This is a genomic window from Agrobacterium sp. BT-220-3 (assembly GCF_025910175.1).
Lineage (GTDB): Bacteria > Pseudomonadota > Alphaproteobacteria > Rhizobiales > Rhizobiaceae > Agrobacterium > Agrobacterium oryzihabitans.
This window is the reverse complement of the sequence record NZ_JAPAIX010000003.1, coordinates 288,374-311,952: the sequence shown is the minus strand read 5'-3', so window position 1 is coordinate 311,952 and position 23,579 is coordinate 288,374. Positions and strand designations below refer to the sequence as shown.

Below are 23,579 nucleotides of genomic sequence, written 5' to 3'. Positions count from 1 at the left end.
ATCTCCTCCATGACGTTCAGCGCGGCCGGTGCCGCGGAGCCGGCAAGTTGCGGCACGGTGCGTTTCTCCGATGTGGGCTGGACCGACATCACCGCGACGACGGCAACCGCCACGGTGCTCCTGAAAAGCCTGGGCTATGAAACCGACGTCAAACTTCTCTCGGTGCCCGTTACCTACACATCGCTGAAGAACAAGGATATCGACGTCTTCCTCGGCAACTGGATGCCGACCATGGAAGGCGATATCGCGCCTTATCGTGCGGACAAGTCGGTCGAGACGCTGCGTGAAAACCTGACGGGTGCGAAATATACGCTTGCGACCAATGCCAAGGGCGCCGAACTCGGCATCAAGGATTTCAAGGACATCGCAGCCCATAGCGGCGATCTCGGCGGCAAGATCTATGGCATCGAGCCCGGCAATGACGGCAACCGCCTGATCCTCGACATGGTGGCCAAGGACACGTTCGGGCTGAAGGCCTTCGAAGTTGTCGAATCGTCCGAGCAGGGCATGCTGTCGCAGGTCGCGCGGGCGGAAAAATCCGGGGAGCCGATCGTCTTCCTCGGCTGGGAGCCGCATCCCATGAATGCGAATTTCAAGCTGACCTATCTGACCGGCGGCGACGAAGTCTTCGGTCCCAATCTCGGCGGCGCGACGATCTACACCAATGTCCGCAAGGGTTACGTCGAGGAATGCCCGAATGTCGGCGTTCTTCTCAAAAACCTGCAATTTTCCCTGCCCATGGAAAACGAAATCATGGGCAAGATCCTGAATGACGGTCTGGAAGGCGAAGCTGCCGCAACCGCCTGGCTGAAGGCAAATCCGGCCGCGATCGAGCCGTGGCTCGCCAATGTCAAGACCAAGGACGGCAGCGTTGATGCCTTGCCCGCCGTCAAGAAGGCCCTGGGCCTTTAAGCCGCAAGACTATGCATGACTGCGTCCGGCCTGTGCGACAGGCCGGACTGCAGCTGGAAATAACGATGCCCATGCGTGATCTCAGCCGGCGAATTTGTCGCATCGCAGGTCACGCGCCAGCACCGCGCCCGGCAGCCCCGCTGCCGGCCGTCGTTTCTGCATTTGTTTGACGAAAGGTATTTTCTTACCGTGGAATGGCTCAGCGCTCTTGAAAACCGCCTGCCCGTCGGCCGATATGCCAAGGAGGCCATTGACTGGCTGACCGGCAATCTCGCTTTTTTCTTCGATTGGCTTTCCTTCATTTTCCAAAGCGTCATCAATGCCCTGCTTTTTGTTTTGCAGGCGCCGCATCCGCTCGTCATCGTCGCGATCCTGACGGCTCTTTCGGCCTGGACGCGCCGCTCGGTCGGCATGCCTGTCTTCACGGCGCTCGGCCTTCTGCTCATCATCAATCTCGGCTACTGGAAAGCGACGACGGAAACGCTGGCGCTGGTTATTGCCGCGAGCGCCGTGTGCATGATCATCGGCATACCGCTCGGCATATTGGCGGCGCGGCGCAAGTGGATTTATGCCGGCATGCGCCCGGTACTGGACCTGATGCAAACCATTCCGACCTTCGTCTATCTCATCCCGGCGCTGGTACTTTTCGGTCTCGGCATGGTTCCGGGGCTGATCGCCACCGTTATCTTCGCCATACCGGCACCCGTGCGCCTTACCCGTCTTGGCATCGTCTCGACGCCGCCGGCACTGGTGGAAGCGGCCGTTGCCTTTGGCGCGACACCATCACAGGTGCTGCGTAAAGTGGAGCTTCCCTTCGCCGCGCCACAGATCATGGCGGGTCTTACCCAGACGATCATGCTGTCGTTGTCGATGGTGGTCATTTCCGCCCTCGTCGGCGCCAATGGCCTTGGCGTGCCGGTGGTGCGTGCATTGAACACCGTCAACATTGCCATGGGCTTCGAAGCCGGGTTGTGCATCGTCATACTGGCGATCGTTCTCGACCGGCTGTTCCGCCTGCCCGGCGCGGAGGATGACCTATGAGCGACGCCATCATCTTCGGAAATGTCGATATCATCTTTGGTGACCGGCCCGATGCGGCGCTGCCCATGATAGACCGGGGCAGCACGCGTGACGAGATCAACACCGAGACCGGGCTGGTTCTCGGCGTCGCCAACGCCTCGCTCTCAGTGAAGGAAGGCGAAATCCTCGTGCTCATGGGGCTTTCCGGTTCCGGCAAATCGACGCTGCTCAGGGCCGTAAACGGTCTTGCACCCGTGGTGCGCGGCAATGTCGGCGTGAAGACCAAGTCCGGCTATGTCGACCCCTATCGCTCGACCGCAAAAGCGCTGCGCGACCTGCGCATGCACACGGTGTCCATGGTGTTTCAGCAATTCGGCCTTCTGCCCTGGCGCAACGTTGCCGATAATGTCGGTTTCGGGCTTGAGCTTTCCGGCGTGCCGGAAGCCGAGCGCAAGCGCATGGTGGCCGAGCAGCTGGAACTGGTGAACCTGTCCGCCTGGGCCGACCGGAAGGTGGGTGAGCTTTCGGGCGGCATGCAGCAGCGCGTGGGGCTGGCGCGGGCCTTTGCCACCGGCGCGCCCATTCTCCTGATGGACGAGCCGTTCTCGGCGCTCGACCCGCTCATCCGAAGCCGCCTGCAGGACGAGCTTCTGGAATTTCAAAGCCGGCTGAAGAAGACCATCCTCTTCGTCAGCCACGATCTGGACGAGGCCTTCCGCATCGGCAACCGCATCGCCATGATGGAAGGCGGGCACATCATCCAGTGCGGCACACCGCAGCAGATCGTCAAGCAGCCGGCCACGCAATATGTCGCGGATTTCGTGCAGAACATGAACCCGATCTCCATGCTGACCGCCGCCGACGTGATGAAGCCGGGTGTGGATGAGCGGAACGGCCGCCTGAATGTGGCCGCCACCGCCCGCCCGTCGTCACCGCTGATCGACATCCTCGATGCGCTGGCGAAACATTCCGGTGCGATCGGCGTCGTCGACAATGGCGCGATCGTCGGCACGATTTCAGCGGATGAAGTTGTAGCCGGCCTGACGCGCCACCGTAAAAAATAATATTGTATCCGTCTGGGAATGAGAAAGGGCCTTCCGACATGGAGGGCCCTTTTTGTGTTTCAGGTGTTTCTTGCCGTAAAAAGCTATACCTTCCTACGGTAGCAAAGAATATTTTTGATATCATAAGTTATGCATGAAAATAATTACTAATAAAAATCATATTGCAAACTTAGAGAAAATTGCGCAAAGTTAATCTAGATTCTGTTGCTCGCTGCTAAATTTAAGGTGGTAAAAGATTGCGGCCCTAAAATCCGGCATTGGGAATCAAGATTTCGACGCTCAACTTTTGATCGTTTGTTGCTTATAAATACTGCCGCTAATACATATCTTTATTGCTAGATTGACAAAAAACAGGCAAAAAGCTGATAATTTGGTCACAGTGTCTTAAGTAAATAACCAGTGAAGAATAGTCTTTGAAAGGGACACGATATAAGCAAGATTTAGGTATATACAACGTATCCACCGAATTATAAAAACACCTTTTGGAACACCTATAATAGCCACCATGACCGTCTTTTTGACTGTCATCAGGAGACTTGAGCGTATGGATAACCAATCTCTGTCGGAACATAGCATCGCCGCTGCAGACTTGCTCTCAGCGATGGCGAATCCCAAGCGCCTGATGATCTTATGTACGCTGGTGGATACGGAAGTGCCGGTCGGTGTTCTCGCCTCACAGGTTGGTCTCAGCCAGTCCGCTCTCTCGCAGCATCTTTCGAAATTGCGTGCGCAGCGGCTGGTGAAGACACGACGGGATGCGCAGACCATCTATTATTCCAGCAATTCCGAATCCGTCAAAAAGATCCTCGCTTCCCTCGAGGAAATTTATTGCCAGGCGCAGAAGAGCAGCAAGACCGCCGCCTGATCCCACGGCCATATTTCAAGGCCCGGCGGCCTCAATCCGTTGAAACCGGCGCACGACGCCGGTTTTTCGTTTTCTGGCCCACCGTCCGCATTGGGCCGGGAAAAATGATCAAACGACAAAGAGAGATGGGGCCTTCGGCCGGCGCTGTCTTCAGGGTTGTGAGGCGGCCAGCATCTGCTGCTTGAGCCGGCTCGCCGCTGCGGCATAACCGCCGTCCGCGCCGTCCACGAAATGCATGTGGTCCTTCGATAGCGGGGAGGGCACGATGCATGTCATCAATGCGGCGTCCTGCTCGTGCAAGCCAAAATAACAGGTTCCGGAGAGGCGGCCCAATTCCAGCCGCGCGCGGATTTTTTCAAGCCGGGTGACGTCTATATCCACCGTCATCTTCAGGCCGTCATCGAATTTCCTGAAATCGGTGTTGCTGGCCACAGAGCGCCTGTAGCGATCCGCGTTGAAACGTCCGAGCGACAATCCCGTCAAGCCGAGGAGATTGACGAGGAAGCTTTCGCCGAGAATGCGAAGCGAGCGGCGCATCTTGCCCCAGCTATCGTGATAAGCCGCACCTGCCCGGGCTTCGAGACCGAGCCCTTCCCGCACGAAGCCGAGTTTCGGCCCATCCTCCGGCACGGGATGGCCATGTCTTGCATCCTGTTCAGCCAGATCGACAAGATCGATGACGAGTTGGCGGAATGCAGGCATATCCCGCGAGGGGCCCGGCACGGCAATGACCGACACCACCTTGCCATGGGTCGCCGGAATGGGGTTCCAACGGCAGGAAAGGCCGGTCAGGTCCGGCCGCCCGCCCGCGGCAGCGGCGGGCAGGGTGTATTGCCCTTCCTTCATCCGTGCTTCCGCCCAGCTGTTGCCGCCGCCCGAAAACATCGCATAGGAGACGTCCTCGCTTGCCTGGAAGCGGGCGACGCGAATATCGAAGCCGTTCTTGCGGATGTCCTCTATCGGAACCAGCGCTACCCGCATTGCAAGGCTGAGGTCATCCTTCACCCAGCGCTGCACATTGGAAAGCGCGGCGCCTGCGACCGGGAGCCCATCTGGCGGCACCGCAACGGCGGCGCCATCGCCGCCGAAGACGAAGGGCAGGTCATGGCGCCCAAGGCTGTTGGAGATGCTTGAAATGACGGCGGCGCCCGCCATGTTGACGGCCTTGTATCTGCCGGTGCCGATCGCCGAAGTCGAATCGATGATGTCGGCAATCGCCAGCGCCCATCCCGGCGGCAGGGCGCGATAATGCGCCGGGTCGGCCACATCTTCAAAATGCCGGAAGACGGGCAGGCCCGTCAGAAATTCGTCGTCTGCTGCGATCATGGCGTATTATCTCTCAGCGGCGGCCAAACGCAACGCATTTACGCTATGGCGATCCGCCGTTCAAACGACGCGATCATGGCCGGCTTCGCGATTGATTTACCGGGAATAGACCTTATCCAGCAAAGGTGACTTGCATAAATCATCAAACCTTCCGTATGAGTTGAGTTGAAGGCTCGGAATTCAAACATGGAACGGGTTTTCGCCGGGAGGCGTCCGATAGTTTCACTCGGTCGACGCCCAAGGCGCTCATCGGGGCTGAGACCCCCTATCCAAGGAGACACCAGGATGAAACTGAAGACATTGACCAGCGTGACGCTCGCAGCGTCCTTCGCATTCGCACCACTTGCCCATGCCGAAATCGTCATCGGCCTGATTGCGCCTCTTACCGGTCCTGTCGCTGCCTATGGCGACCAGGTCAAGAACGGCGCTCAGACGGCAGTCAATGAAATCAACAAGAAGGGCGGCATTCTCGGAGAACAGGTCGTCCTGAAGCTTGCCGATGACGGCGGTGAGCCGAAGCAGGGCGTTTCCGCTGCCAACCAGCTCGTCGCCGAAGGCATTCATTTCGTCGTCGGTCCGGTGACATCAGGCGTTGCCATTCCGGCATCGGATGTCTTTGCTGAAAACGGCGTCCTGATGATCACGCCGACGGCGACCGCGCCGGGCCTGACGAGCCGTGGCCTTGCCAACGTCTTCCGCACCTGCGGCCGTGACGACCAGCAGGCAGAAGTTGCAGCGAAATACGTGCTTGGCAACCTCAAGGACAAGAAGATCGCCATCATTCACGACAAGGGCGCTTACGGCAAGGGCCTGGCGGATGCCTTCAAGACGACGCTGAATGCCGGTGGCGTTACCGAAGTTCTCTATGATGCCCTGACGCCTGGTGAAAAGGATCTCGGCGCGCTGACGGCCCGTCTGAAATCCGAAAATGTCGACATCGTCTATTTCGGCGGCTACCACCCGGAAGCCGGTCTTCTGGTGCGCCAGCTGAACGATATCGGCGCGAAGGCTGCCGTTATCGGCGGTGACGGCCTCTCGAACAGCGAGTTCTGGAACATCGGTTCGAAGGCTGGCGAAGGCACGATCTTCACCAATGCTTCCGACGCCCTGAAGAACGACGATTCCAAGGCTGCCGCCGAGGCGCTGAAGGCTGCCAACATTCCGGCTGAAGCCTTCACCCTTAACGCTTACGCCGCCGTCGAAGTGCTGAAGGCCGGCATCGAAAAGGCTGGAAGCGCCAAGGACTCTGAAGCGGTCGCCACGGCTCTGAAGAGCGGCGATGCTTTCGCAACGGCAATCGGCAAGGTCACCTATGGCGAGAATGGCGACCTGTCGTCGCAGGCCTTCTCGCTCTACAAGTGGCAGGACGGTAAGATCGTCGCAGCCGAATAAGGCGATAAGTACCGGCCGCACCTGTTGCGGCCGGTACCGTTTCTGCTGCCTGGAAAAGGATATGCAGAATGGGCAACGACCACAACGCCCCGGATGCGCGCGCAACGGGCACCGAAGACCGTCCGGAAATCGGATTTGCGCAGATATTCCCGATCCTCAGGATTTTCGACGAGGCCAAGGCACGGGAATTCTACGTCGATTTTCTCGGTTTCAAGGTGGACTGGGAACATCGTTTCGGTGAGAACTTTCCGCTCTATATGCAGGTTTCCCGGGCTGGAATGGGGCTCCACCTCAGCGGCCATCACGGCGACGCGACGCCCGGTTCCAACATCTTCGCCACCATGCAGGGCGTTCACGCCTTTCAGAAGGAACTGGCTGGAAAAGACTATCGCTTCCTGAAGCCGGGGGTAGAAGAACTGCCATGGGGTGATGTGATGGAAGTCACCGACCCATTCGGCAACCGCATCCGTTTCTGCGAACAGAAAAGCGAGAAGTGACGTCTTGGGACGTGACCTTCTGGGTCTTGACCTTGGCGGCGGTTTGAACGATAGAAAACGCAAATAACGAACCGCGTGCACGGAAACCCGTGCGCGCGGTTCGTGCGTTTTGGCAGTCGGTTCTGCAATTCGTTCGCATCCGCACGGGGGGCAAAAATGAACAGTGAAGGCAATGCACTGGTAAGGAAGCTCGCATTCTGGGGCATTCCACTTTCTTTCGGCGTGCTGGGTCTCAAGCTCGTGGCCTGGTGGGTCACGGGGTCGGTGGCGCTGCTGTCCGATGGTCTGGAATCGACCGTCAATGTGGTCGCGGCCTTCATTGCCTATTTCGTCATTCGCTACGCGCAGAAGCCTGCTGACGACGATCACCAGTTTGGCCACCATAAGGCTGAATATATCTCCGCCGTCGTGGAAGGCGTGCTGATCGTCGTTGCCGCACTTCTGATCGTACAGGAAGCCTGGGGCGGTCTCTTCAATCCAAGGCTGCCGGAAGCGCCGGTTCTCGGTCTCGCCATCAACGCGACGGCGGGCGTCATCAACGCCGTCTGGGCCACGACCCTGATCCGCGTCGGCAGAAAATATGCTTCGCCGGCGCTTGCGGCCGACGGTCATCACATCATGTCGGATGTTGTGACGTCTGCGGGCGTTCTTGTCGGCCTCGTTCTTGCCCTTCTGACGGGTTATGCCATTCTCGACCCGCTGCTCGCCATTCTCGTGGCCATCAACATTCTGTTTCAGGGTTCCAAGGTCATTCTGCATTCGCTTGGCGGGCTGATGGACCGGGCGGTGGAGCCGGAGGAGGACGAGGCGATCAAGAAGGCGATCGCCGAGAATTCGGGTGGCGTCATTGGCGTACATGACCTCAGGACGCGCCGCGCCGGCTCGGCCGCCTTCATCGATTTTCACGTCGTTGTTCCCGCAACGATGACGGTGCGGGCGGCGCACGATATTTGCGACCGCCTTGAAGATGCCATAAGGGACGTCATACCGGGCGCAAGCCTTGCCATTCACGTCGAGCCGGAAGGCGAAAAGGCGCATGGCGTCAAAGTGATTGTTTGAATAAGCAGGAGTTTTCCATGTCCGTGACGGATGTTTCCGGCCTGTCGCAGCTGGGCACGAAGGTCGATACGCCCGAGAGCCCGGAAAAGGCCATTCTCGAGAAGGTGCCGAACGGCAATGCCGGCACCGATTACGTGGTGCGTTTCACCGCGCCCGAATTCACCTCGCTTTGCCCGATGACCGGCCAGCCGGATTTCGCCCATATCGTCATCGACTATATTGCCGGCGATTTTCTGGTGGAATCGAAGTCGCTGAAGCTTTTCCTGCAATCCTTCCGCAATCACGGCGCATTCCACGAGGATTGCTCGGTCTATATTGCGAGGCGGCTAGTGGAGCTGTTGCAGCCGAAATGGCTGCGGATCGGCGCCTACTGGTATCCGCGCGGCGGCATTCCGATCGACGTCTTCTGGCAGACCGGACCGGTGCCCGAGGGCGTGTGGCTGCCGGATCAGGGTGTCCCGACCTATCGCGGCCGTGGCTGATCCGGCTTTTCAGAAAGCTTAACGTTCAGGCGAACGAACCGTCGTCGCCTGAATCGAAATCCGCATCGTCGGCGCTGTCGTCGGCATCGGCCTGCTGGATATCGTCATCATTGTTGTTCTGCGGGCTCGCGCCGTCGCCATAATAATTATTGATGACGGTTTCCTCGACCGGGGCATTGCCCGCGGCATTGCTCCCGCCAAAGGGAGAGCCGAGCCCAAGCGACGACATGTGGCTGCCGAAAATTCCGCTCAACGAGTTGGCAAGCAGCATGCCGCCGGCAACGCCGGCTGCGGTGCCGAGTGCGCCCTGCAGAAAGCCGCCACCGGACGAGCGTCCGAATGCTGCCGGCTGCTGGCTCCAGGGGCCGGCCGGTTGCTGACCGGCGGGTGAGCCCCAGGGACCAGCCGTCTGGCCGGCGGTGTCGTTACGCCAGGAAGTTTGCGTGGTCGGCGCGGCGGGCGTCGGTGCAGGTGGCTGCGGCTGGCCGGTGCCGAAGATGGAACTCAGAAAACCGCCCTGTGCGGCCGCCTGCGGGGCGGCATTGCCGCTTTCCAGCGCATGGATGCGATCTTCGAGCTGCTTGATGTGGGCTGCCGCCGCTTCCAGACCCTTTTCCTGAACGATGACCGCCTGGGCGAGATAATAGGGGGCTGCGGGCTGATCGCGCACGGCGTCTGCGATCAATGTTTCCGCCTCGCGGTCACGCGGGGTGGCGGATGCGGTTCTGGTCCTGTCGAACAGGCTTTTGAGAAGCTGGCTTTCTTCCGGTGACATATGATGCCTCCTTACCGTGAAGCGAAAATCCACGATAAGGAGGTAGGCCTCAATTCCGGCTTTTCAAAGCGGTCCGAATTTTAAATTTCGGTAATGATCGTCAGCCGCCGAAGGCGAGCGACAGGCCCGCAATCGCCGTCAGAGCGCCGACGGTGCGGCTTGCCACCGAACCGAAACGGGCAATGCCGAGGCCGAGTGCGATGCCAGCCAGATGCAGGAGGGCTGTGGCGATCATGAAGCCGATGCCGAATTGCCAGGCGCCCGCGCTGCCGAGCTCACCACCATGGGCGTGGCCATGGAAAAGTGCGAAGGCACCAACGACCGCGGCTGCTGCTGCGGTGGGAAGCCTTGCCGCCATGGCAACCAGCAGACCAAGGCCGATGACGGAGGCCAGAATTGCGGGTTCGACAAAGGGAAGGCCTACCCCATAAACCGCCATCAGGAAGCCCACGGCCATGGTGCCGACGAAGGCGGATGGCACGATCCACAGCGCCTTGCGGTCGCCCTGGGCCACGGCGATCTGCGAGGCCCAGATGCCGACGGCGACCATCGCCAGAATGTGGTCCGCGCCGAAAAAGGGGTGGGAAACACCGGCCATGAAGGAACCGTGTTCTTCCGGGTTCAGATGGGCGAAAGCGGGCAGGGTGGTAACGCCCAGTGCGGCGGCAGTGAGGCTTAGTCTTTTCAGCATGGTTCCCTCTTTTGATTGTCGCCGCCGGTATGGGAATCTTGGGGTTTCCAGCAACAGCGGCACTGCAATGAGGAGCCGACGATATCGCGAATGGCGAGACGCTGTCCATGCGTCATCTGCCGGGGGTAATGTTTATTGTTCAGGCGCAAACCTTGCCTTTTTCTCTCATTGCCTTACGTAACAAGTCGCACTATGTCCGAAGGGCATGCACGAATTACGCTGGAGAGAGCCGTTGATGAACGAAGACGAAGACGACAAGAGCAAGGAACTGCCGATCGGCAAGGAAACGGAAGCGAATCTTTTCAAGTCGCGTTCGATCTTCATCTATGGTGGCATCACGCAGGAACTGGCGCAGAAGGTCTGCACGCAGCTCGTGGCCCTTGCCGCCGCCAGCGACGACGACATTCGCGTTTACGTCAATTCGCCGGGCGGCCATGTCGAATCGGGTGATTCCATCCATGACATGATCAAGTTCATCAAGCCGAAGGTCTATATCATCGGCACGGGCTGGGTCGCCTCCGCCGGCGCGCTGATCTATGTATCGGTGCCGAAGGAACGCCGCCTTTGCCTGCCGAACACCCGCTTCCTGCTGCACCAACCCTCCGGCGGTACGCGCGGCATGGCATCCGACATCGAAATCCAGGCTCGCGAAATCATCAAGATGAACCAGCGCCTGATCAAGATCTTCTCCAAGGCCACCGGCCAGAGCGAAGAAAAGATCGCCAAGGATATCGATCGCGATTACTGGCTGGGCGCGGAAGAGGCCAAGGATTACGGCCTCGTCGGCAAGATTGTCGAGAGCCAGTCGGAAGTTTGAGCTTTCGAGTTTTAAATTGAGAAAGCCCGCATCGGTGGAAACCGGTGCGGGCTTTTTCCATTCTGGCCTGTAAATATGCTCAATGCAGGCCGGTATGCGTCATTTCATCATGTCGCAGGCCTTCATCATGTCGGCCTTTTTCATCTTGTCCATTTCCATGCCGGCCTTGTGCATGCAGTCCTTTTTGCTTGCCATGGACATGCCGTCCTTCTTCATCGGCTCCATCTTCATGGTGTCGCTGTGCATCGTGTCTTTCTTCATCGCATCGGGTTTCATGCTGTCGGCGTGGGCGATGCCTGCGAAAGACAGTGCGGACAGCATGGAAGCGGTGGCGATGGCGGCAAAAATGCGGGTCATGAAGGGTCTCCTCTGGACGTCGTTGTATGTCCGCCGGCATTGTGCCGGGGCTCACGATTGTCCATTCGGTCGGGAACGGCCCATTGTTACGACTTCACGCGCTTGTGACGTGATATTTGGGCGAGATTTTTTTCAAGCCATTGTGTAACAATATCCTGCGGACTGCGAATAACCCGATAGTGACGATGACAGGCAGCCTTTCGGAAGAAACATTGAAAATGCTGATGCTGCGTTCCCTCGACGGGGACGAAAGCGCTTACAGGCATTTGCTTCATGCCTTGCGCAGGCTGCTGATCGCCTATTACGGCCATCGCATGTCGTCGGCATCCAGAGGCGATGTGGAGGATCTTGTCCAGGAAACTCTGCTGTCGCTTCACGCCAAAAGGGAGACCTATGATCGTGCGAGGCCGTTTACGGCCTGGTTCTTTTCGATAGCGCGCTACAAGCTCATCGACCACTATCGAGGCAGGGGCGCGCGTGCGCTGACCGAAGTCGAGCTTGATGACACGCTTGAGGCGGAATCGTCCGTCGATGCGGTTACGGCGCGCATGGATGTCGAGCGGTTGCTCGATGATCTGCCGGAGCGGCAACGCGACCTTATTCGCAGGGTGAAGCTCGAGGGGCAGTCGATCGCCGAAGCGGCGGAAAAATCCGGCCAGACCGAGCTTGCGGCAAGGGTCGGCATTCACAGGACACTGAAAATCCTGGCGGCAAAGTTGCGGGGAGACACGTGAGAAAGACGGATGACATCATTGACCAGCTGGCGGGGGATCTGAAGCCCGTACCGGCTTTTGCGCTTGAGCGCAGGCTGGCGCTTGCCGCCGTGCCGGCGATCTTCGTTTCGCTGCTGCTGATGCTCTTCATTCTCGGGCTACGTGGCGATATGGATGCTGCCCTGACCGAAGTGGGGTTCTGGATCAAGTCCGCCTACAACGCCTTGCTGGCTATAATTGCTTTCGTCGCTGTCAGACGCCTTGCCCGTCCTGACGGTGAAAGCGGCTGGCTGTTCGCTTGGCTTGCGGTGATTTTCGTTGCGATGGCAGCGATAGCGCTGGTCCAGCTGGGGTTTGCACTGCCGGGCAATTATGGTGCGCTTATTATGGGGTCATCCGCGCTGCATTGCCCGTTTCTGATCGTCGCCTTCGGGCTTCCCATCTTCCTGGCGAATTTTTCGGTTCTCAAGCGCTCCGCTCCCGCTGATCCTGCGCTTGCGGGTTTTGTCGCGGGTATTGCGGCGGGTGCGGCCGGAGCCTGGGTCTATTCGTGGTTCTGCACCGAAAACGGCATGGCCTTCGTGCTGATCTGGTATTCGCTGGGCATTCTTCTGACCGGACTTATCGGCGCCTTTGCCGGTTCACGCCTTCTGCGCTGGTGAAGGGCGCATCCTTTGCCACATCGCCTCGTTTGCCGATGCCGGCCCGGACGTCGTCCCGAGCCGGCATTGTCTTTTCACGGGTTTCACTGACCCAGGTTGGCGGGGATTGCGAATGCAGCAAACTGGGTGAACTGCTTGCCCGGATTGAAATTGTCGTCAGAGGCAATGACGAAAAGCTGTTTGCCGTCCACCACCGGTCCGAATGCGAGGCTCTCGATATTGTCCACATCGAGACCGAAATCGCCTTCGTTGATTTCGAACCATGGTGTTTTCGATACGGGGCGCATATTCGCTGCATCGATCTTGTCCTTGCCGAGAATGTTTTCGGCGCCGGACAGATCGACTATGAAAAAGCGGATATGGTTGCCGACGCCGGAGGCGAAATTGCGCTCCACGGCGACGAAACGGCCATCCGGCAGGGCCGCAAGGGCGGAGAGACCGTTATCGTTATATTTCGGCTCGGCGGCCGTCGGGGTCTTGGAGATCGCTTCGGTGACATAGACATGTTCGGCGACGGGTTTCAGCGTCGCGGTGTCGATGACGAGAATACGCGCCGGGCTGCCGGCCTGCGGTGTCGCCTTCTGACCGTCCTGGGTCAGCGCATTTTCCGTGGCGGCGATGAGCTTGCCGGATGCGAGGCTCAGCCCTTCGAAGCCGAGATTGTTCTGAACGCCTTTGGTCTTCGCGTCGTTGACGAGGTAGGCATCGGGCAGCTCCAGCCGCTTGACGTTGCCGCCATCGAGGTCCGAAACATAAATTGCCGGCTGGTTTTTCAGGTCGCGTTCCGAGGACCAGTAAAGCTTGCCGCCCTTGCGGTCGAGCGCGATGCCTTCCGCATCGATACCCTGCGGTGCGAAGGCCGCCCCGGTCTCGTCCTTCAACTCGCGCGTGGCGGCGATGTTCAGCGTGACGACGCCTTCCGTCACGGCCAGTTCCAGCTCGTAATAGCGGGCAGGGCCTTTTTCGACGCGATCATCGGAGATGGCGAGATAGCGACCGGTTTCGCTGTCGAAGGTCAGATCGGAAATGCCGCCAAAGGTGACGCCATTGATGGAAAGGCCGGAAGGCACGACGATCTGCCCCAAAAAGCTTGGTGCCGGCGGGGTTTGTGCTGCGGCCGGAAGGGCAGCGAAACAGAAAGTGGCGATGGTGATGATGCGAAACATGGAGACGACCCCTGTTGTGGCGAATGCCCTGTCGTGACGACTGCCCAGAGGATTAGCGTGCTGCCGCTAAACTTTGATGACGTTTTCCATGCCGCCGTACCTGAAGTCTGGCACCTCATCTTGCCAAGCAGCTTCTTTTTTGATCCTGAATGATATCAATGCTTCATCCAAAACGTGCCGCCATCTTCGGATTCGCGCTCCACGTTTTGAGTTTCGTTTTCTGCCTGTCGCCAGTGCATAGCGCTTTATGTCTTCCGCGACAGCCAGCAGGCCGTAGAGTGCTTTTATGCTGAGAGATTTTTCCGTCCAGAGCCTGTTCATGGGATGCCTGACCGCCTTTGTCGGCTTCGCCAGTTCCTTCGCTGTCGTGTTGCAGGGCCTCAAGGCTGTCGGCGCGACGGATTTCGAAGCGGCCTCCGGGCTGATGGCGCTTTCGGTGGCGATGGGGGTTTGCGCCATCGCACTTTCCGTCGCCACCCGGCTTCCCATCAGCATTGCATGGTCGACGCCCGGAGCAGCGCTTCTGGCAACCACCGGCGTGATCGAGGGCGGCTTTCAAGCCGCCGTGGGCGGGTTCATCATCTGCGCGATATTGATCATCATTGCCGGCCTGTTCAGGCCGCTCGGAAGGGCGGTTGCCTCCATTCCCGCGCCACTTGCCAATGCCATGCTGTCAGGGGTCATCATCGGCCTGTGTTTCGCGCCGATCAAGGCGATCGGTTTCAACCCGATGCTTGGTCTGCCGATCATTCTCGCGTGGATCGTGGTGGGAGCCTTCCGGCGGCTTTTCGCGGTGCCCGCCGCCCTTGCCGCCTTCGTGCTGGTGATGATCTTCGGCGTCGATATTCCGGCGGGCGCGCTGGACAGCGTGGCGCAATCGCTGACACCGCCGATGGAATGGGTCACGCCCGTCTTCAGTCTCCACGCGGTTGTTTCCATCGCGCTGCCGCTCTTCATCGTCACCATGGCCTCGCAGAATATTCCCGGCATCGCCGTGCTGAAGGTCAATCATTACGATCCCCAGCCCGGACCGCTTTTCGCTGCCACCGGCTTTTTTTCTCTGCTTTCCGCGCCCTTCGGCGGCCATGCGGTCAATCTTGCGGCCATCACGGCGGCGATGTGCGCTGGCGAGGACGCCCATCCTGATCCAAAGCGACGTTACTGGGCGGCGATCATCGGCGGTGTCGGTTACATCATCTTCGGCCTCCTGGCGGGCGTGGTGACCGCCTTCGTGGCGCTTGCGCCACCCATCCTCATTCAGGCGGTGGCCGGGCTTGCACTGGTCGGCGCCTTTTCCGGCTCAGCCGTTGCGGCCTTCAGGGAGCCGGAAACGCGTGAGGCAGCGGCGATCACCTTTCTCGTCACCGCTTCCGGCCTTTCCTTCGCCGGTATTTCGGGTGCCTTCTGGGGGCTGATCGGTGGCGGGCTGATGATGGCGTTGACCGGTTTTGTAAAAGGAATGAAGAGACAATAGCCCTTGCATCAAAATATTTCGCCGATTATAAGCTTGGCCATGAGCAACAGCATCGCAACCATTTCCGGCATGAGCGCGCAGATTTCTGCGAAGGCCTCGCCGTGCGGTGCACTCTCGCTTCTTAGCCTCGACCTTACACGCGGTTGCCGGGTCCAGTGAGGAGCGCCCGGCGGCCGAAAGCCCGCTGGCGCTAACGCTCCTCATCTCGAAATCTCATTTTATACTGGATTTAGGCCCTAAAGGGCCGCGCATCCGCCGATGGCTTGAAGAAGCCCGCGGACTGCGCAAGGAGGAAGCGAAATGGACGCCAAGATTACCAATATTTCCAAGGGCATGACCGACGCGAGCGTGAAGTATCGCCCATACCCCACCATCAATATCCCTGACCGCACATGGCCGGGCAATACCATCGACAAGGCGCCAATCTGGTGTTCGGTGGACCTGCGCGACGGCAACCAGTCGCTGGTCAACCCCATGGGCCACGACCGCAAGGCCCGCATGTTCAAGCTGCTGCTCGAAATGGGTTTCAAGGAAATCGAGATCGGTTTCCCTTCCGCCTCGCAGACGGATTTCGATTTCGCCCGCTGGTGCGTGGAAGAGGGCAATGTGCCTGACGATGTTTCCCTGCAGGTGCTGGTGCAATGCCGCCCGGAGCTGATTACCCGCACGTTCGAGGCGCTGGAAGGCGCCAACAAGCCGATCATTCACTTCTACAATTCCACTTCCGAATTGCAGCGCCGCGTGGTGTTCGGCAAGGATGTGCACGGCATCAAGCAGATCGCCGTCGATGCGGCCAAGATGATCACCGACATGGCGGCCAAGGCCGGCGGCGGTTACCGCTTCGAATATTCGCCTGAGAGCTTCACTGGCACCGAGCTGGAAGTGGCGCTGGAAATCTGCAATGCCGTGGTCGAGGTGGTGAAGCCGACGGCGGACAACAAGCTGATCCTGAACCTGCCTTCGACGGTGGAAATGGCGACGCCGAACATCTATGCCGACCAGATCGAATGGATGTGCCGCAATATCGACAATCGCGAAAACGTCATCATCTCGCTGCACCCGCATAATGATCGCGGCACGGGCATCGCCGCGACCGAACTCGGCCTGATGGCGGGTGCGGACCGCGTCGAGGGCACGCTGTTCGGCAATGGCGAGCGCACCGGCAATGTCGACGTCGTGACGCTGGCGCTGAACATGTATACGCAGGGCGTCGATCCTGAGCTGGATTGCCGCGATATCGAGCGCATCAAGGCGGTCTACGAATATTCCAACGAGATGACGATCCCCGAGCGTCACCCTTATGTCGGCGAACTGGTCTATACGGCGTTTTCCGGCTCGCATCAGGATGCGATCAACAAGGGCATGAAGGCGATCAAGGTCGCCAATCATCCCGTCTGGGAAGTGCCTTATCTGCCGATCGATCCGAAGGATGTCGGCCGCTCCTACGAGGCGATCATCCGCATCAACTCGCAATCCGGCAAGGGCGGCATCGCCTATATTCTCCAGCAGGATTACGGCATCAACCTGCCGCGTAACCTGCAGGTGGAGTTCCGCGAGGAGATCCAGCGCATTACCGATGAAGAGGGTGTCGAGCTGCCGGCCAAGCGCATCTATGAGCGCTTTATCGAGCGCTACGTGACGCAGCCCAATGCGCGCATCAAGTTCGTCGATCACCACACCTATCCGGCAGGCGATTTCAAGGGCGTGCGCATCGTGGCTGCCGAAATCACCGATAATGGCGAGGTGAAGCGCATCGAGGGCAAGGGAACGGGTCCGATCGACGGGTTCATCAACGCGCTGTCGGTCTATCTCGGGATCGATCTGTCGGTGAATGACTATTCCGAACATTCGCTGCAGCATGGCTCGAATGCTTCGGCCATCGCCTATGTCGAGATGGAGCATCCGGGCGGCAAGCTGTTCGGGGCAGGCGTCAATACGAACATCGTGGCGGCGTCGCTGGAGGCGATTGTTTCGGCGGCCAATCGGGTGCTGGAAGAGCGGGCTAGGTAAGCGGGGTTCGAAGGGTGGGGCTTACCCCCCCTCTGCCCTGCCGGGCATCTCCCCCTCAAGGGGGGAGATCGGCAGGAGGCCCTACCATCGCTCCATTCGCAAACGTTGAGATGGGCGAGACCCAACCACGAGTCGATCTCCCCCCTTGAGGGGGAGATGCCCGGCAGGGCAGAGGAGGGTGAACTACACCCACTGACACAAGCGCTCCGGCCTCTATTCCTTCGGCAAAGAAAACCCCAGCGGCCTGCCATTTTCATAAAACACCCGCACATCCTCAAGTGCGATACCCGTCCCCGTCTCATTGAGGCTATGGCGTTCACACGCGACATTCCAGGTGCCGGGTCCGCCGGAAATGTGGAAGAGATTATAGGCCGCGCGCGGTTTTTCGCCGCCGGGTCCCTGGCTGGCAGAGGAAATGCCGACAACCGGGATGTGATCTTCCCCGTGATGGGTGTTCAGCCAGTAGACGGTGTTGAGATGGGTGTGGCCATGCAGCACGAGTTCCGCGCCGCCGACGCCGAGAGCGGCGGCAAAGCGGCGAACGCCGAACATGCGTTTATGGGCGGCAGTGGCGCCCCGGATCGGTGGATGATGGATCATCACGACGCGGAACAGGCCCTGTTCACCGGCTTTTTTCAAAAGCTCCGCCGTTGCGCGCGCCTGCCGGTTGCCGAAATAGCCGGTGGCCGAAAAGGGCGGCGTTGCAATCGAGGTTGAGCAGCCGATCAGCGCGACGGGACCGCGCACCCGCATATAGGGAAAGATCTTGCGGTCGTCGTCCCATTCCGCCGGATCGCCATCGCCGCGCACATAAGGGTACCAGGCCCGCATGGCCTTGTCGTGCGCGCCGGAAACATAGGCGTCGTGGTTACCGGGAACAACGGAGGTTCTTTCCGGATCGCCCACTTCTTCCAGCCAGTCGGCGGCGGCGCGAATTTCAATGCCGGTCGCAAGATTGACGAGATCGCCGGTAATAGCCAGATGATCCGGCGACTTTGTCTCCAGATCGTCGAGCAGCTTTTCCAGCGTGTCTGTGAACAGGTGCTTGCGGCGGTTGCGGTGCCAGTTGACGAAACCGGTGATACGCTTGGATGCAAGTTCCCGGAAAGTGAGTTTCGGCAGTGGCCCCAAATGGACGTCTGAAATATGCGCAAGTTTGAACATGGCGGCAGAGATAACCTATGATATGCGGCACGTCCAATAAAAGCCTGCCGAAGGGGAGATACCAGGGTGAATGACGAGACAACCGAGCGGCGGGCCCGTCCGTTCCACACACGCGTCCTCATCCGTCTGCTTCATTTCGTTTTTCTGTTCACCCGGGGTGCAACGCTTGGCGTGCGTGCGGCCTGTTTTGATGACAGGGGCAGGATTTTTCTGGTGCGACACACATATCTGCCGGGCTGGTATCTGCCGGGCGGCGGGGTGGAGCGTGGTGAAACCCTGCTGATGGCGCTCCACAAGGAAATCCGCGAGGAAGGCAATCTCGAGGCGGCCTCAAAGCCGGAGCTTTTCCATGTCTACCTCAATCTGGAAGGCAGCAACCGCGATCATGTGGCGCTCTACCGGCTGGAGGTCGCCCAGACCACGCTGAAAAAGCCGGATCATGAAATTTCCGAAAGCGGCTTTTTCGATCTCTCGGACCTGCCGAAAAACGTGACGCCCGCCACCCTCCGCCGCCTTGCCGAGCTTTCCGGCGAAGCGGCGATCGCCGACCACTGGTAGTAACGGCTTTCCGTCAGGCGAGCACCTCGCGGCCGTGCGCCATGGTGAGGTCCAGTTCCGGGCCGATGGGCACGATGCCGGTCGGGTTGATGGTGAGGTGGCTGCGGTAATAATGTTCCTTGATGTGGCGCATGTCGACCGTCTCCGGCACGCCTGATGTCTGGTAGAGATCGCGAAGATAACCCGTCAGATGCGGGTAATCGTGAATGCGGCGGATGTTGCATTTGAAATGGCCGACATAAACCGGGTCGAACCGCACCAGCGTGGTGAACAGACGCCAATCGGCCTCCGTCTGCTCTGAGCCGAACAGGAAACGTTGCTCCTTTAACCGGCCCTCCAGCATATCAAGCGTTTCGAACACCTTCACGGCATTCTGCTGATAGGCATCCTGGGTGGTGGCGAAACCGGCCTTGTAGACGCCGTTATTGACGGTATCGTAGATGACGTCGTTCAGCGCGTCGATCTCTGCGCGCAGCGGCTCGGGATAGTAATCCGCTTCTGATCCGGTGAGATCGTTGAAGGCCACGTTGAACATGCGGATGATTTCGGCGGATTCATTGGAAACGATGGTGCCGCGCTGCTTGTCCCACAAGACCGGAACGGTGACCCGGCCGGAATAATTGGCGTCTGCCTTCGTATAAACCTGCCACAGCGTGGAGAAGTCGAAGAGGTGATCCTCGGTCGCCCCCGGCGTGCGCTCGTCTTCCGGTCTGAATTCCCAGCCGTTTTCCAGCATCAGCGGATCGACGACGGAGACGGAGATCAGGTCTTCCAGCTTTTTCAGCCTGCGGAAAATGAGGGTGCGATGCGCCCAGGGGCAGGCAAAGGAGACATAGAGATGGTAGCGATCCTTCTCGGCCTTGAAGCCGCCCGTTCCGGAAGGACCGGGCTCGCCGTCCGATGTTATCCAGTTGCGGAATTGCGAGGCGCTGCGCTTGAAGTGCCCCTTGGTTTCCTTGGTGTCGTACCAGACGTCTTTCCATACGCCTTCCACCAGCATGCCCATGACGATCTCCTTGGTTGTTTCCCTGTTGGCGCCGATCCTAACCGTTCCGCATCGTTCCGCGAACCCGCGACGCGTTGAACAATGCGTTTCCGGTCTTGCATCAGCTGAATGGGACAGGGTCGAGATTTGTTCTGGACGGGTGCGGATTTTCCTGATAATTGCGATTTTCACAAATCTGAGGAAATTGTCGATTATGATCGAAACACGGATGCTCCGACGACGCTGACGCTCCTGAACGCCCTTACCGGCGCAGCCGTCATCTATTGTCGCATCCGCATTCTGGAAGTTTCGGTCTCTTCATGTCCAAGCACGATCTTGTCTACCTCACCGAGGACGCGTCGCACGACGCCATCATCGAAGTCATCAACGAAGAAGCATTCGGTCCCGGCCGTCACACAAGGGCAGCCGCGCGCATCCGCGAGCAGGGTCCGCATGACCGGTCGCTCTCCTTCGTCTGCGCCGACGATGGCGAGACGATTGCTTCGGTGCGCATGACGCCGGTTCTGGCGGGCGGCGTGCAGGGCCATATGCTCGGCCCGCTTGCGGTTAGGCCTTCGCACAAGAATATGGGCATCGGCCGGGAACTCGTCCGGATTGCGATTGCCGCCGCCCGGCGGAAAGGCTCCGAGGCCGTGATCCTGATCGGCGATCCGCCCTATTACATGCCGCTCGGTTTCGAGAAGGTGGCTTACGCGGCGCTCGATTTTCCCGGCCCGGTGGATATGAACCGGGTGCTGGTCGTGCCTCTTGGTGACGACGTGCACCAGCGGCTGAAGGGCAAGATCGGCTGGCACAAATGCGAGGCCAGCGTGCCTGCTGCCACAGCGGAAGAGGATGGCTTCGAGGAGCCTCTTCGGGTTTACGCCTGACGGATTTCATTTGCGGCGGATTTGCCGTTTCTTGCCAGTGCGCTCTATTTCCCTCATTCCTGTGCTTGTCACAGGAATCCAGCCAGCCTAAGTCCTTGGGCTGAAAGGACTCCTCTCGCCGCGCGAGAGCCGCGTCGACTGGATTCCTGTGACAAGCACGGGAATGAGGGCGTTGGGCATGGAGTCGCCCCATATCAGCACGGGCCGGTTATGTCGCTAAGACGAGGCGATGGCATTCTGTCTTGAAACCATGCATCGCACTCCGCAAAATTCAATTCCGTTTCTCTCCCCCATGCGATAGCACTCGGAAGTCGATTTCGACGAAGGGGGCAGGCATATGACGGCAATTACCATGAACGATGCGCTGGAGCGCGCGGGCGCAGGCGCCTATCAGCGACGGCTGATGGGTATTTTCGGCCTCGTCTGGGCTGCGGACGCGATGCAGGTTCTGGCGGTCGGCTTCACTGCCGCTTCGATTGCCGCGAGTTTTGGCCTGACGGTGCCGCAGGCCCTGCAGACCGGAACGGCTTTCTTTTTTGGTATGCTTCTGGGCGCTGCCGGTTTCGGGCGTCTGGCGGATCGTTATGGCCGTCGACGTGTGCTGATCATCACCGTTGCCTGCGACGCTGTGTTCGGCGTGCTTTCCGTCTTTGCGCCGGATTTCGCCATTCTCCTTGTCCTGCGCTTTCTGACCGGGGCGGCCGTGGGCGGTACTCTGCCGGTGGACTACGCGATGATGGCCGAATTCCTGCCGGCGAAAAATCGTGGGCGCTGGCTGGTCTTTCTGGAAGGTTTCTGGGCGATCGGCACCCTGATCGTGGCGCTCGCCGCCTGGGGCGCGAGCCTTGCCGGCGTTGCTGATGCCTGGCGCTACATCTTTGCGGTCACGGCCTTTCCTGCCGTTCTCGGCCTCGGCCTACGGTTCCTTGTGCCGGAATCGCCGCTTTTCCTGATGCGCTCGGGTCGGTCGGAGGAAGCAAAGGCGGTCGTCAACCGCATGCTGGTGGTGAATGGTCGCGCGCCGCTCGATGCCGGAACCGGGCTTTTCCAGCCCGATGTCACCAAGGGACAGGGGATATTTTCACCGGCGCTCAGACAGCGCAGCATCATGATCCTAGCCATCTGGTTCCTCGTTTCCGTCTCCTACTACGGCGTATTTACCTGGATGCCGGCGAAACTGGCGGGTGACGGTTTCGGCTTCGTGCGCGGTTACGGTTTCCTCGTGCTGGTGGCTCTGGCGCAGATCCCCGGTTATGCGCTTGCCGCCTATGGCGTTGAAAAATGGGGCCGCAAGCCGACGCTGATCGGTTTCTGCCTGCTGTCAGCACTCGGTTGCCTTCTCTTCACGCTTGCCACCGGCGGCGCGATGATCGCCGCCTCGCTTCTCATCATGAGCTTTGCGCTGCTTGGCACCTGGGGCGCGCTTTATGCCTTTACGCCGGAGCTTTACCCGACGGAGTCGCGGGCGACCGGCATGGGGGCGGCAGGCGCCATGGCAAGACTCGGCGGCCTGCTGGCGCCGTCATTGCTGGGCTATGCGATCGCGCAGGGCTTCGGCGTCGCAATCGGCATTTTTGCCGGGCTTTTGGTACTGGCCGCCGTTGCAGCAACCATGATCAATGCCGAAACACGGCAGGTGGCACTGACATAGGCTGCGGTAATGTGGAGGACGGCCTGACCCTTTCAGTTCAGACCGTCCTGCTTTTTGCTCTATAGGGTCGTGTAGTTGACAGGCAGCCAATCGTAATTGGTGCTGTCGGTGCGCACATGGCCTATGCCGGGGAAGGCGATATGGGCGCCGGCCACCAGATATCTGCCTTCGACCGCCTGCCGGAATGCCAGATCGCGCGCAATGATGGCGGCCTTCTGGTCGACATCGAACTCGATGGCGACATCCGGCTCATCGAACTGGAGGATGTCGCCATGGGTGATATCGCCCCAGAAGACGATTTTTTCCCCTTCGCTTTCAACCACGATACCGCTATGGCCCGGCGTATGGCCGGCATAGAGGATTGAGCCAAGGCCGGGAACGGGTGTGGCATTATCCGCAAATGTCTGGAACTTCCCGGCGTCGATATAGGGCTGGACGCTTTCCTTAGCCTCGACATAACCCTTCTTCAGTGCTTCGGGTGCTGCTTTGGCCTTTGCCTCGTCAAGCCAGAAGGCGGCCTCGCGCTCGTTGACGTGCAGCGTCGCATTTGCAAATACACGTTTGCCCTTCGCTGACAGCCCACCGGAATGGTCAGTATGGATGTGGGTGAGAATAACGTCGTCTATATCGCCGGCCTTGTAGCCGGATGCCTCTATGTTGGCGACGAGCTTGCCGAGGGACGGGCCGAGATAGGTGCCCGTTCCGGCATCGATGAGCACCAGCCTGTCTCCGGTGTTGACGAGATAGGCATTGACGGAGGTGGGCGTCTGTTCTGGCAGGAAGGCATCCTGCAGGGCTTTGCCCGCATGTTCCGGTGTTGTGTTGGTGTAGATTTTGGCAAGCGGCAGGGCGATGACGCCGTCCGACAGGGCCGTAACCTCCACCTTGCCGACCATCAGGCGATAAAAGCCGGGTGCTTGAGTGGCGGCGAGCGGTGCCCTGGCAAATGCGAGGGAGGGTGCAACGAAGGGGGCGGCGAAGATGGCGCTGGCGGCACCTTTGAGAAGCGAGCGACGTGATGGCATTTTGAGCTCCTGAGTTTTGGGGAA

24 protein-coding genes are annotated in these 23,579 nt (G+C 59.5%); 16 read left to right on the top strand and 8 right to left on the bottom strand.

The genetic code is table 11. From position 1 onward, the window contains the following. Positions 1 to 9 precede the first annotated feature (9 nt). The 4 genes from OK142_RS11855 (at position 10) to OK142_RS11840 (ending at position 3,861) form a co-directional block, all read left to right on the top strand. Positions 10 to 912: a choline ABC transporter substrate-binding protein gene (locus OK142_RS11855; RefSeq protein ID WP_498683230.1), complete on the top strand. Its 903-nt coding sequence runs from the start codon at positions 10 to 12 to the stop codon at positions 910 to 912. Between the two features lie 189 nt (positions 913 to 1,101). Then, entirely contained in the window at positions 1,102 to 1,953 is an 852-nt protein-coding gene (gene choW / locus OK142_RS11850; protein ID WP_498682911.1) for a choline ABC transporter permease subunit, read from the top strand. Beyond that, positions 1,950 to 2,996: a choline ABC transporter ATP-binding protein gene (choV, locus tag OK142_RS11845; protein ID WP_498682909.1), complete on the top strand. Its 1,047-nt coding sequence runs from the start codon at positions 1,950 to 1,952 to the stop codon at positions 2,994 to 2,996. The genes choW and choV overlap by 4 nt, the downstream gene beginning before the upstream one ends. Before the next feature lie 544 nt (positions 2,997 to 3,540). Then, the gene (locus OK142_RS11840; protein ID WP_003524068.1) at positions 3,541 to 3,861 is read left to right on the top strand and encodes an ArsR/SmtB family transcription factor; all 321 of its coding nucleotides are present in this window, start codon (positions 3,541 to 3,543) and stop codon (positions 3,859 to 3,861) included. Positions 3,862 to 4,011: 150 nt separating this feature from the next. Here the strand turns inward: OK142_RS11840 and OK142_RS11835 are convergent, their stop codons facing one another. Then, a complete protein-coding gene (locus OK142_RS11835) occupies positions 4,012 to 5,187 on the bottom strand; it encodes a DUF3095 domain-containing protein (RefSeq protein WP_003494530.1) in 1,176 nt (391 codons plus the stop codon). Positions 5,188 to 5,472: 285 nt separating this feature from the next. Here OK142_RS11835 and OK142_RS11830 point away from each other — a divergent pair, with 285 nt between their 5' ends. The 4 genes from OK142_RS11830 (at position 5,473) to queF (ending at position 8,617) form a co-directional block, all read left to right on the top strand. Further along, complete coding sequence (locus tag OK142_RS11830) at positions 5,473 to 6,579, top strand: branched-chain amino acid ABC transporter substrate-binding protein (protein WP_003494532.1); 1,107 nt, start codon at positions 5,473 to 5,475, stop codon at positions 6,577 to 6,579. 68 nt (positions 6,580 to 6,647) lie between these two features. Beyond that, on the top strand, positions 6,648 to 7,076 hold the full coding sequence (locus OK142_RS11825; protein WP_313608338.1) for a glyoxalase superfamily protein: 429 nt from the start codon (positions 6,648 to 6,650) through the stop codon (positions 7,074 to 7,076). Between the two features lie 156 nt (positions 7,077 to 7,232). Then, complete coding sequence (locus OK142_RS11820) at positions 7,233 to 8,135, top strand: cation diffusion facilitator family transporter (protein ID WP_003494536.1); 903 nt, start codon at positions 7,233 to 7,235, stop codon at positions 8,133 to 8,135. Between the two features lie 17 nt (positions 8,136 to 8,152). Further along, positions 8,153 to 8,617, top strand: a complete 465-nt coding sequence (gene queF / locus OK142_RS11815; RefSeq protein ID WP_003494539.1) for a preQ(1) synthase — start codon at positions 8,153 to 8,155, stop codon at positions 8,615 to 8,617. Between the two features lie 25 nt (positions 8,618 to 8,642). Here queF and OK142_RS11810 read toward each other — a convergent pair whose 3' ends face one another. Both OK142_RS11810 and OK142_RS11805 read right to left on the bottom strand, forming a co-directional pair. Beyond that, positions 8,643 to 9,392 carry a DUF2076 domain-containing protein gene (locus OK142_RS11810; RefSeq protein WP_003494540.1) on the bottom strand — a complete coding sequence of 250 codons (750 nt, stop codon included), beginning with the start codon at positions 9,390 to 9,392 and terminating at the stop codon, positions 8,643 to 8,645. Between the two features lie 100 nt (positions 9,393 to 9,492). After that, the gene (locus OK142_RS11805) at positions 9,493 to 10,083 is read right to left on the bottom strand and encodes a HupE/UreJ family protein (protein WP_498682902.1); all 591 of its coding nucleotides are present in this window, start codon (positions 10,081 to 10,083) and stop codon (positions 9,493 to 9,495) included. 235 nt (positions 10,084 to 10,318) lie between these two features. Here OK142_RS11805 and OK142_RS11800 point away from each other — a divergent pair, with 235 nt between their 5' ends. Continuing rightward, positions 10,319 to 10,900 carry an ATP-dependent Clp protease proteolytic subunit gene (locus OK142_RS11800; protein ID WP_035242113.1) on the top strand — a complete coding sequence of 194 codons (582 nt, stop codon included), beginning with the start codon at positions 10,319 to 10,321 and terminating at the stop codon, positions 10,898 to 10,900. Positions 10,901 to 10,999: 99 nt separating this feature from the next. Here OK142_RS11800 and OK142_RS11795 read toward each other — a convergent pair whose 3' ends face one another. Beyond that, positions 11,000 to 11,257 (bottom strand): pentapeptide MXKDX repeat protein, encoded by a 258-nt coding sequence (locus OK142_RS11795; RefSeq protein WP_003494546.1) that lies wholly within the window; start codon positions 11,255 to 11,257, stop codon positions 11,000 to 11,002. A 185-nt stretch (positions 11,258 to 11,442) separates the two neighbouring features. Here OK142_RS11795 and OK142_RS11790 point away from each other — a divergent pair, with 185 nt between their 5' ends. Both OK142_RS11790 and OK142_RS11785 read left to right on the top strand, forming a co-directional pair. Then, a complete protein-coding gene (locus OK142_RS11790) occupies positions 11,443 to 11,991 on the top strand; it encodes a sigma-70 family RNA polymerase sigma factor (protein WP_080600263.1) in 549 nt (182 codons plus the stop codon). After that, positions 11,988 to 12,632: an NrsF family protein gene (locus OK142_RS11785; protein ID WP_082182742.1), complete on the top strand. Its 645-nt coding sequence runs from the start codon at positions 11,988 to 11,990 to the stop codon at positions 12,630 to 12,632. Before OK142_RS11790 ends, OK142_RS11785 begins: the two co-directional genes overlap by 4 nt. Before the next feature lie 83 nt (positions 12,633 to 12,715). Here the strand turns inward: OK142_RS11785 and OK142_RS11780 are convergent, their stop codons facing one another. After that, positions 12,716 to 13,798 carry an esterase-like activity of phytase family protein gene (locus OK142_RS11780; RefSeq protein WP_498682900.1) on the bottom strand — a complete coding sequence of 361 codons (1,083 nt, stop codon included), beginning with the start codon at positions 13,796 to 13,798 and terminating at the stop codon, positions 12,716 to 12,718. Positions 13,799 to 14,084: 286 nt separating this feature from the next. On the opposite strand from OK142_RS11780, the gene OK142_RS11775 reads away from it, so the two are divergent. Together OK142_RS11775 and leuA are read left to right on the top strand one after the other, a co-directional pair. Further along, complete coding sequence (locus tag OK142_RS11775; protein ID WP_498682899.1) at positions 14,085 to 15,272, top strand: benzoate/H(+) symporter BenE family transporter; 1,188 nt, start codon at positions 14,085 to 14,087, stop codon at positions 15,270 to 15,272. A 300-nt stretch (positions 15,273 to 15,572) separates the two neighbouring features. After that, positions 15,573 to 17,282 (top strand): 2-isopropylmalate synthase, encoded by a 1,710-nt coding sequence (gene leuA, locus OK142_RS11770; RefSeq protein WP_498682897.1) that lies wholly within the window; start codon positions 15,573 to 15,575, stop codon positions 17,280 to 17,282. A gap of 213 nt (positions 17,283 to 17,495) precedes the next feature. Here leuA and OK142_RS11765 read toward each other — a convergent pair whose 3' ends face one another. Then, positions 17,496 to 18,446, bottom strand: coding sequence for a metallophosphoesterase family protein (locus tag OK142_RS11765; RefSeq protein WP_498682896.1), 951 nt, complete (start codon positions 18,444 to 18,446; stop codon positions 17,496 to 17,498). Positions 18,447 to 18,512: 66 nt separating this feature from the next. Between OK142_RS11765 and OK142_RS11760 the strand changes: the two genes are divergently transcribed. Beyond that, on the top strand, positions 18,513 to 19,004 hold the full coding sequence (locus tag OK142_RS11760) for an NUDIX domain-containing protein (protein ID WP_498682895.1): 492 nt from the start codon (positions 18,513 to 18,515) through the stop codon (positions 19,002 to 19,004). A gap of 13 nt (positions 19,005 to 19,017) precedes the next feature. Here OK142_RS11760 and OK142_RS11755 read toward each other — a convergent pair whose 3' ends face one another. Further along, positions 19,018 to 20,010, bottom strand: coding sequence for a glutathione S-transferase family protein (locus tag OK142_RS11755; RefSeq protein WP_498682893.1), 993 nt, complete (start codon positions 20,008 to 20,010; stop codon positions 19,018 to 19,020). 299 nt (positions 20,011 to 20,309) lie between these two features. On the opposite strand from OK142_RS11755, the gene OK142_RS11750 reads away from it, so the two are divergent. Beyond that, positions 20,310 to 20,879 carry a GNAT family N-acetyltransferase gene (locus OK142_RS11750; protein WP_035242115.1) on the top strand — a complete coding sequence of 190 codons (570 nt, stop codon included), beginning with the start codon at positions 20,310 to 20,312 and terminating at the stop codon, positions 20,877 to 20,879. Positions 20,880 to 21,216: 337 nt separating this feature from the next. Further along, a complete protein-coding gene (locus tag OK142_RS11745) occupies positions 21,217 to 22,530 on the top strand; it encodes an MFS transporter (RefSeq protein WP_498682891.1) in 1,314 nt (437 codons plus the stop codon). Between the two features lie 59 nt (positions 22,531 to 22,589). Here the strand turns inward: OK142_RS11745 and OK142_RS11740 are convergent, their stop codons facing one another. Beyond that, positions 22,590 to 23,555: an MBL fold metallo-hydrolase gene (locus OK142_RS11740; protein WP_498682889.1), complete on the bottom strand. Its 966-nt coding sequence runs from the start codon at positions 23,553 to 23,555 to the stop codon at positions 22,590 to 22,592. Positions 23,556 to 23,579: the final 24 nt, after the last annotated feature.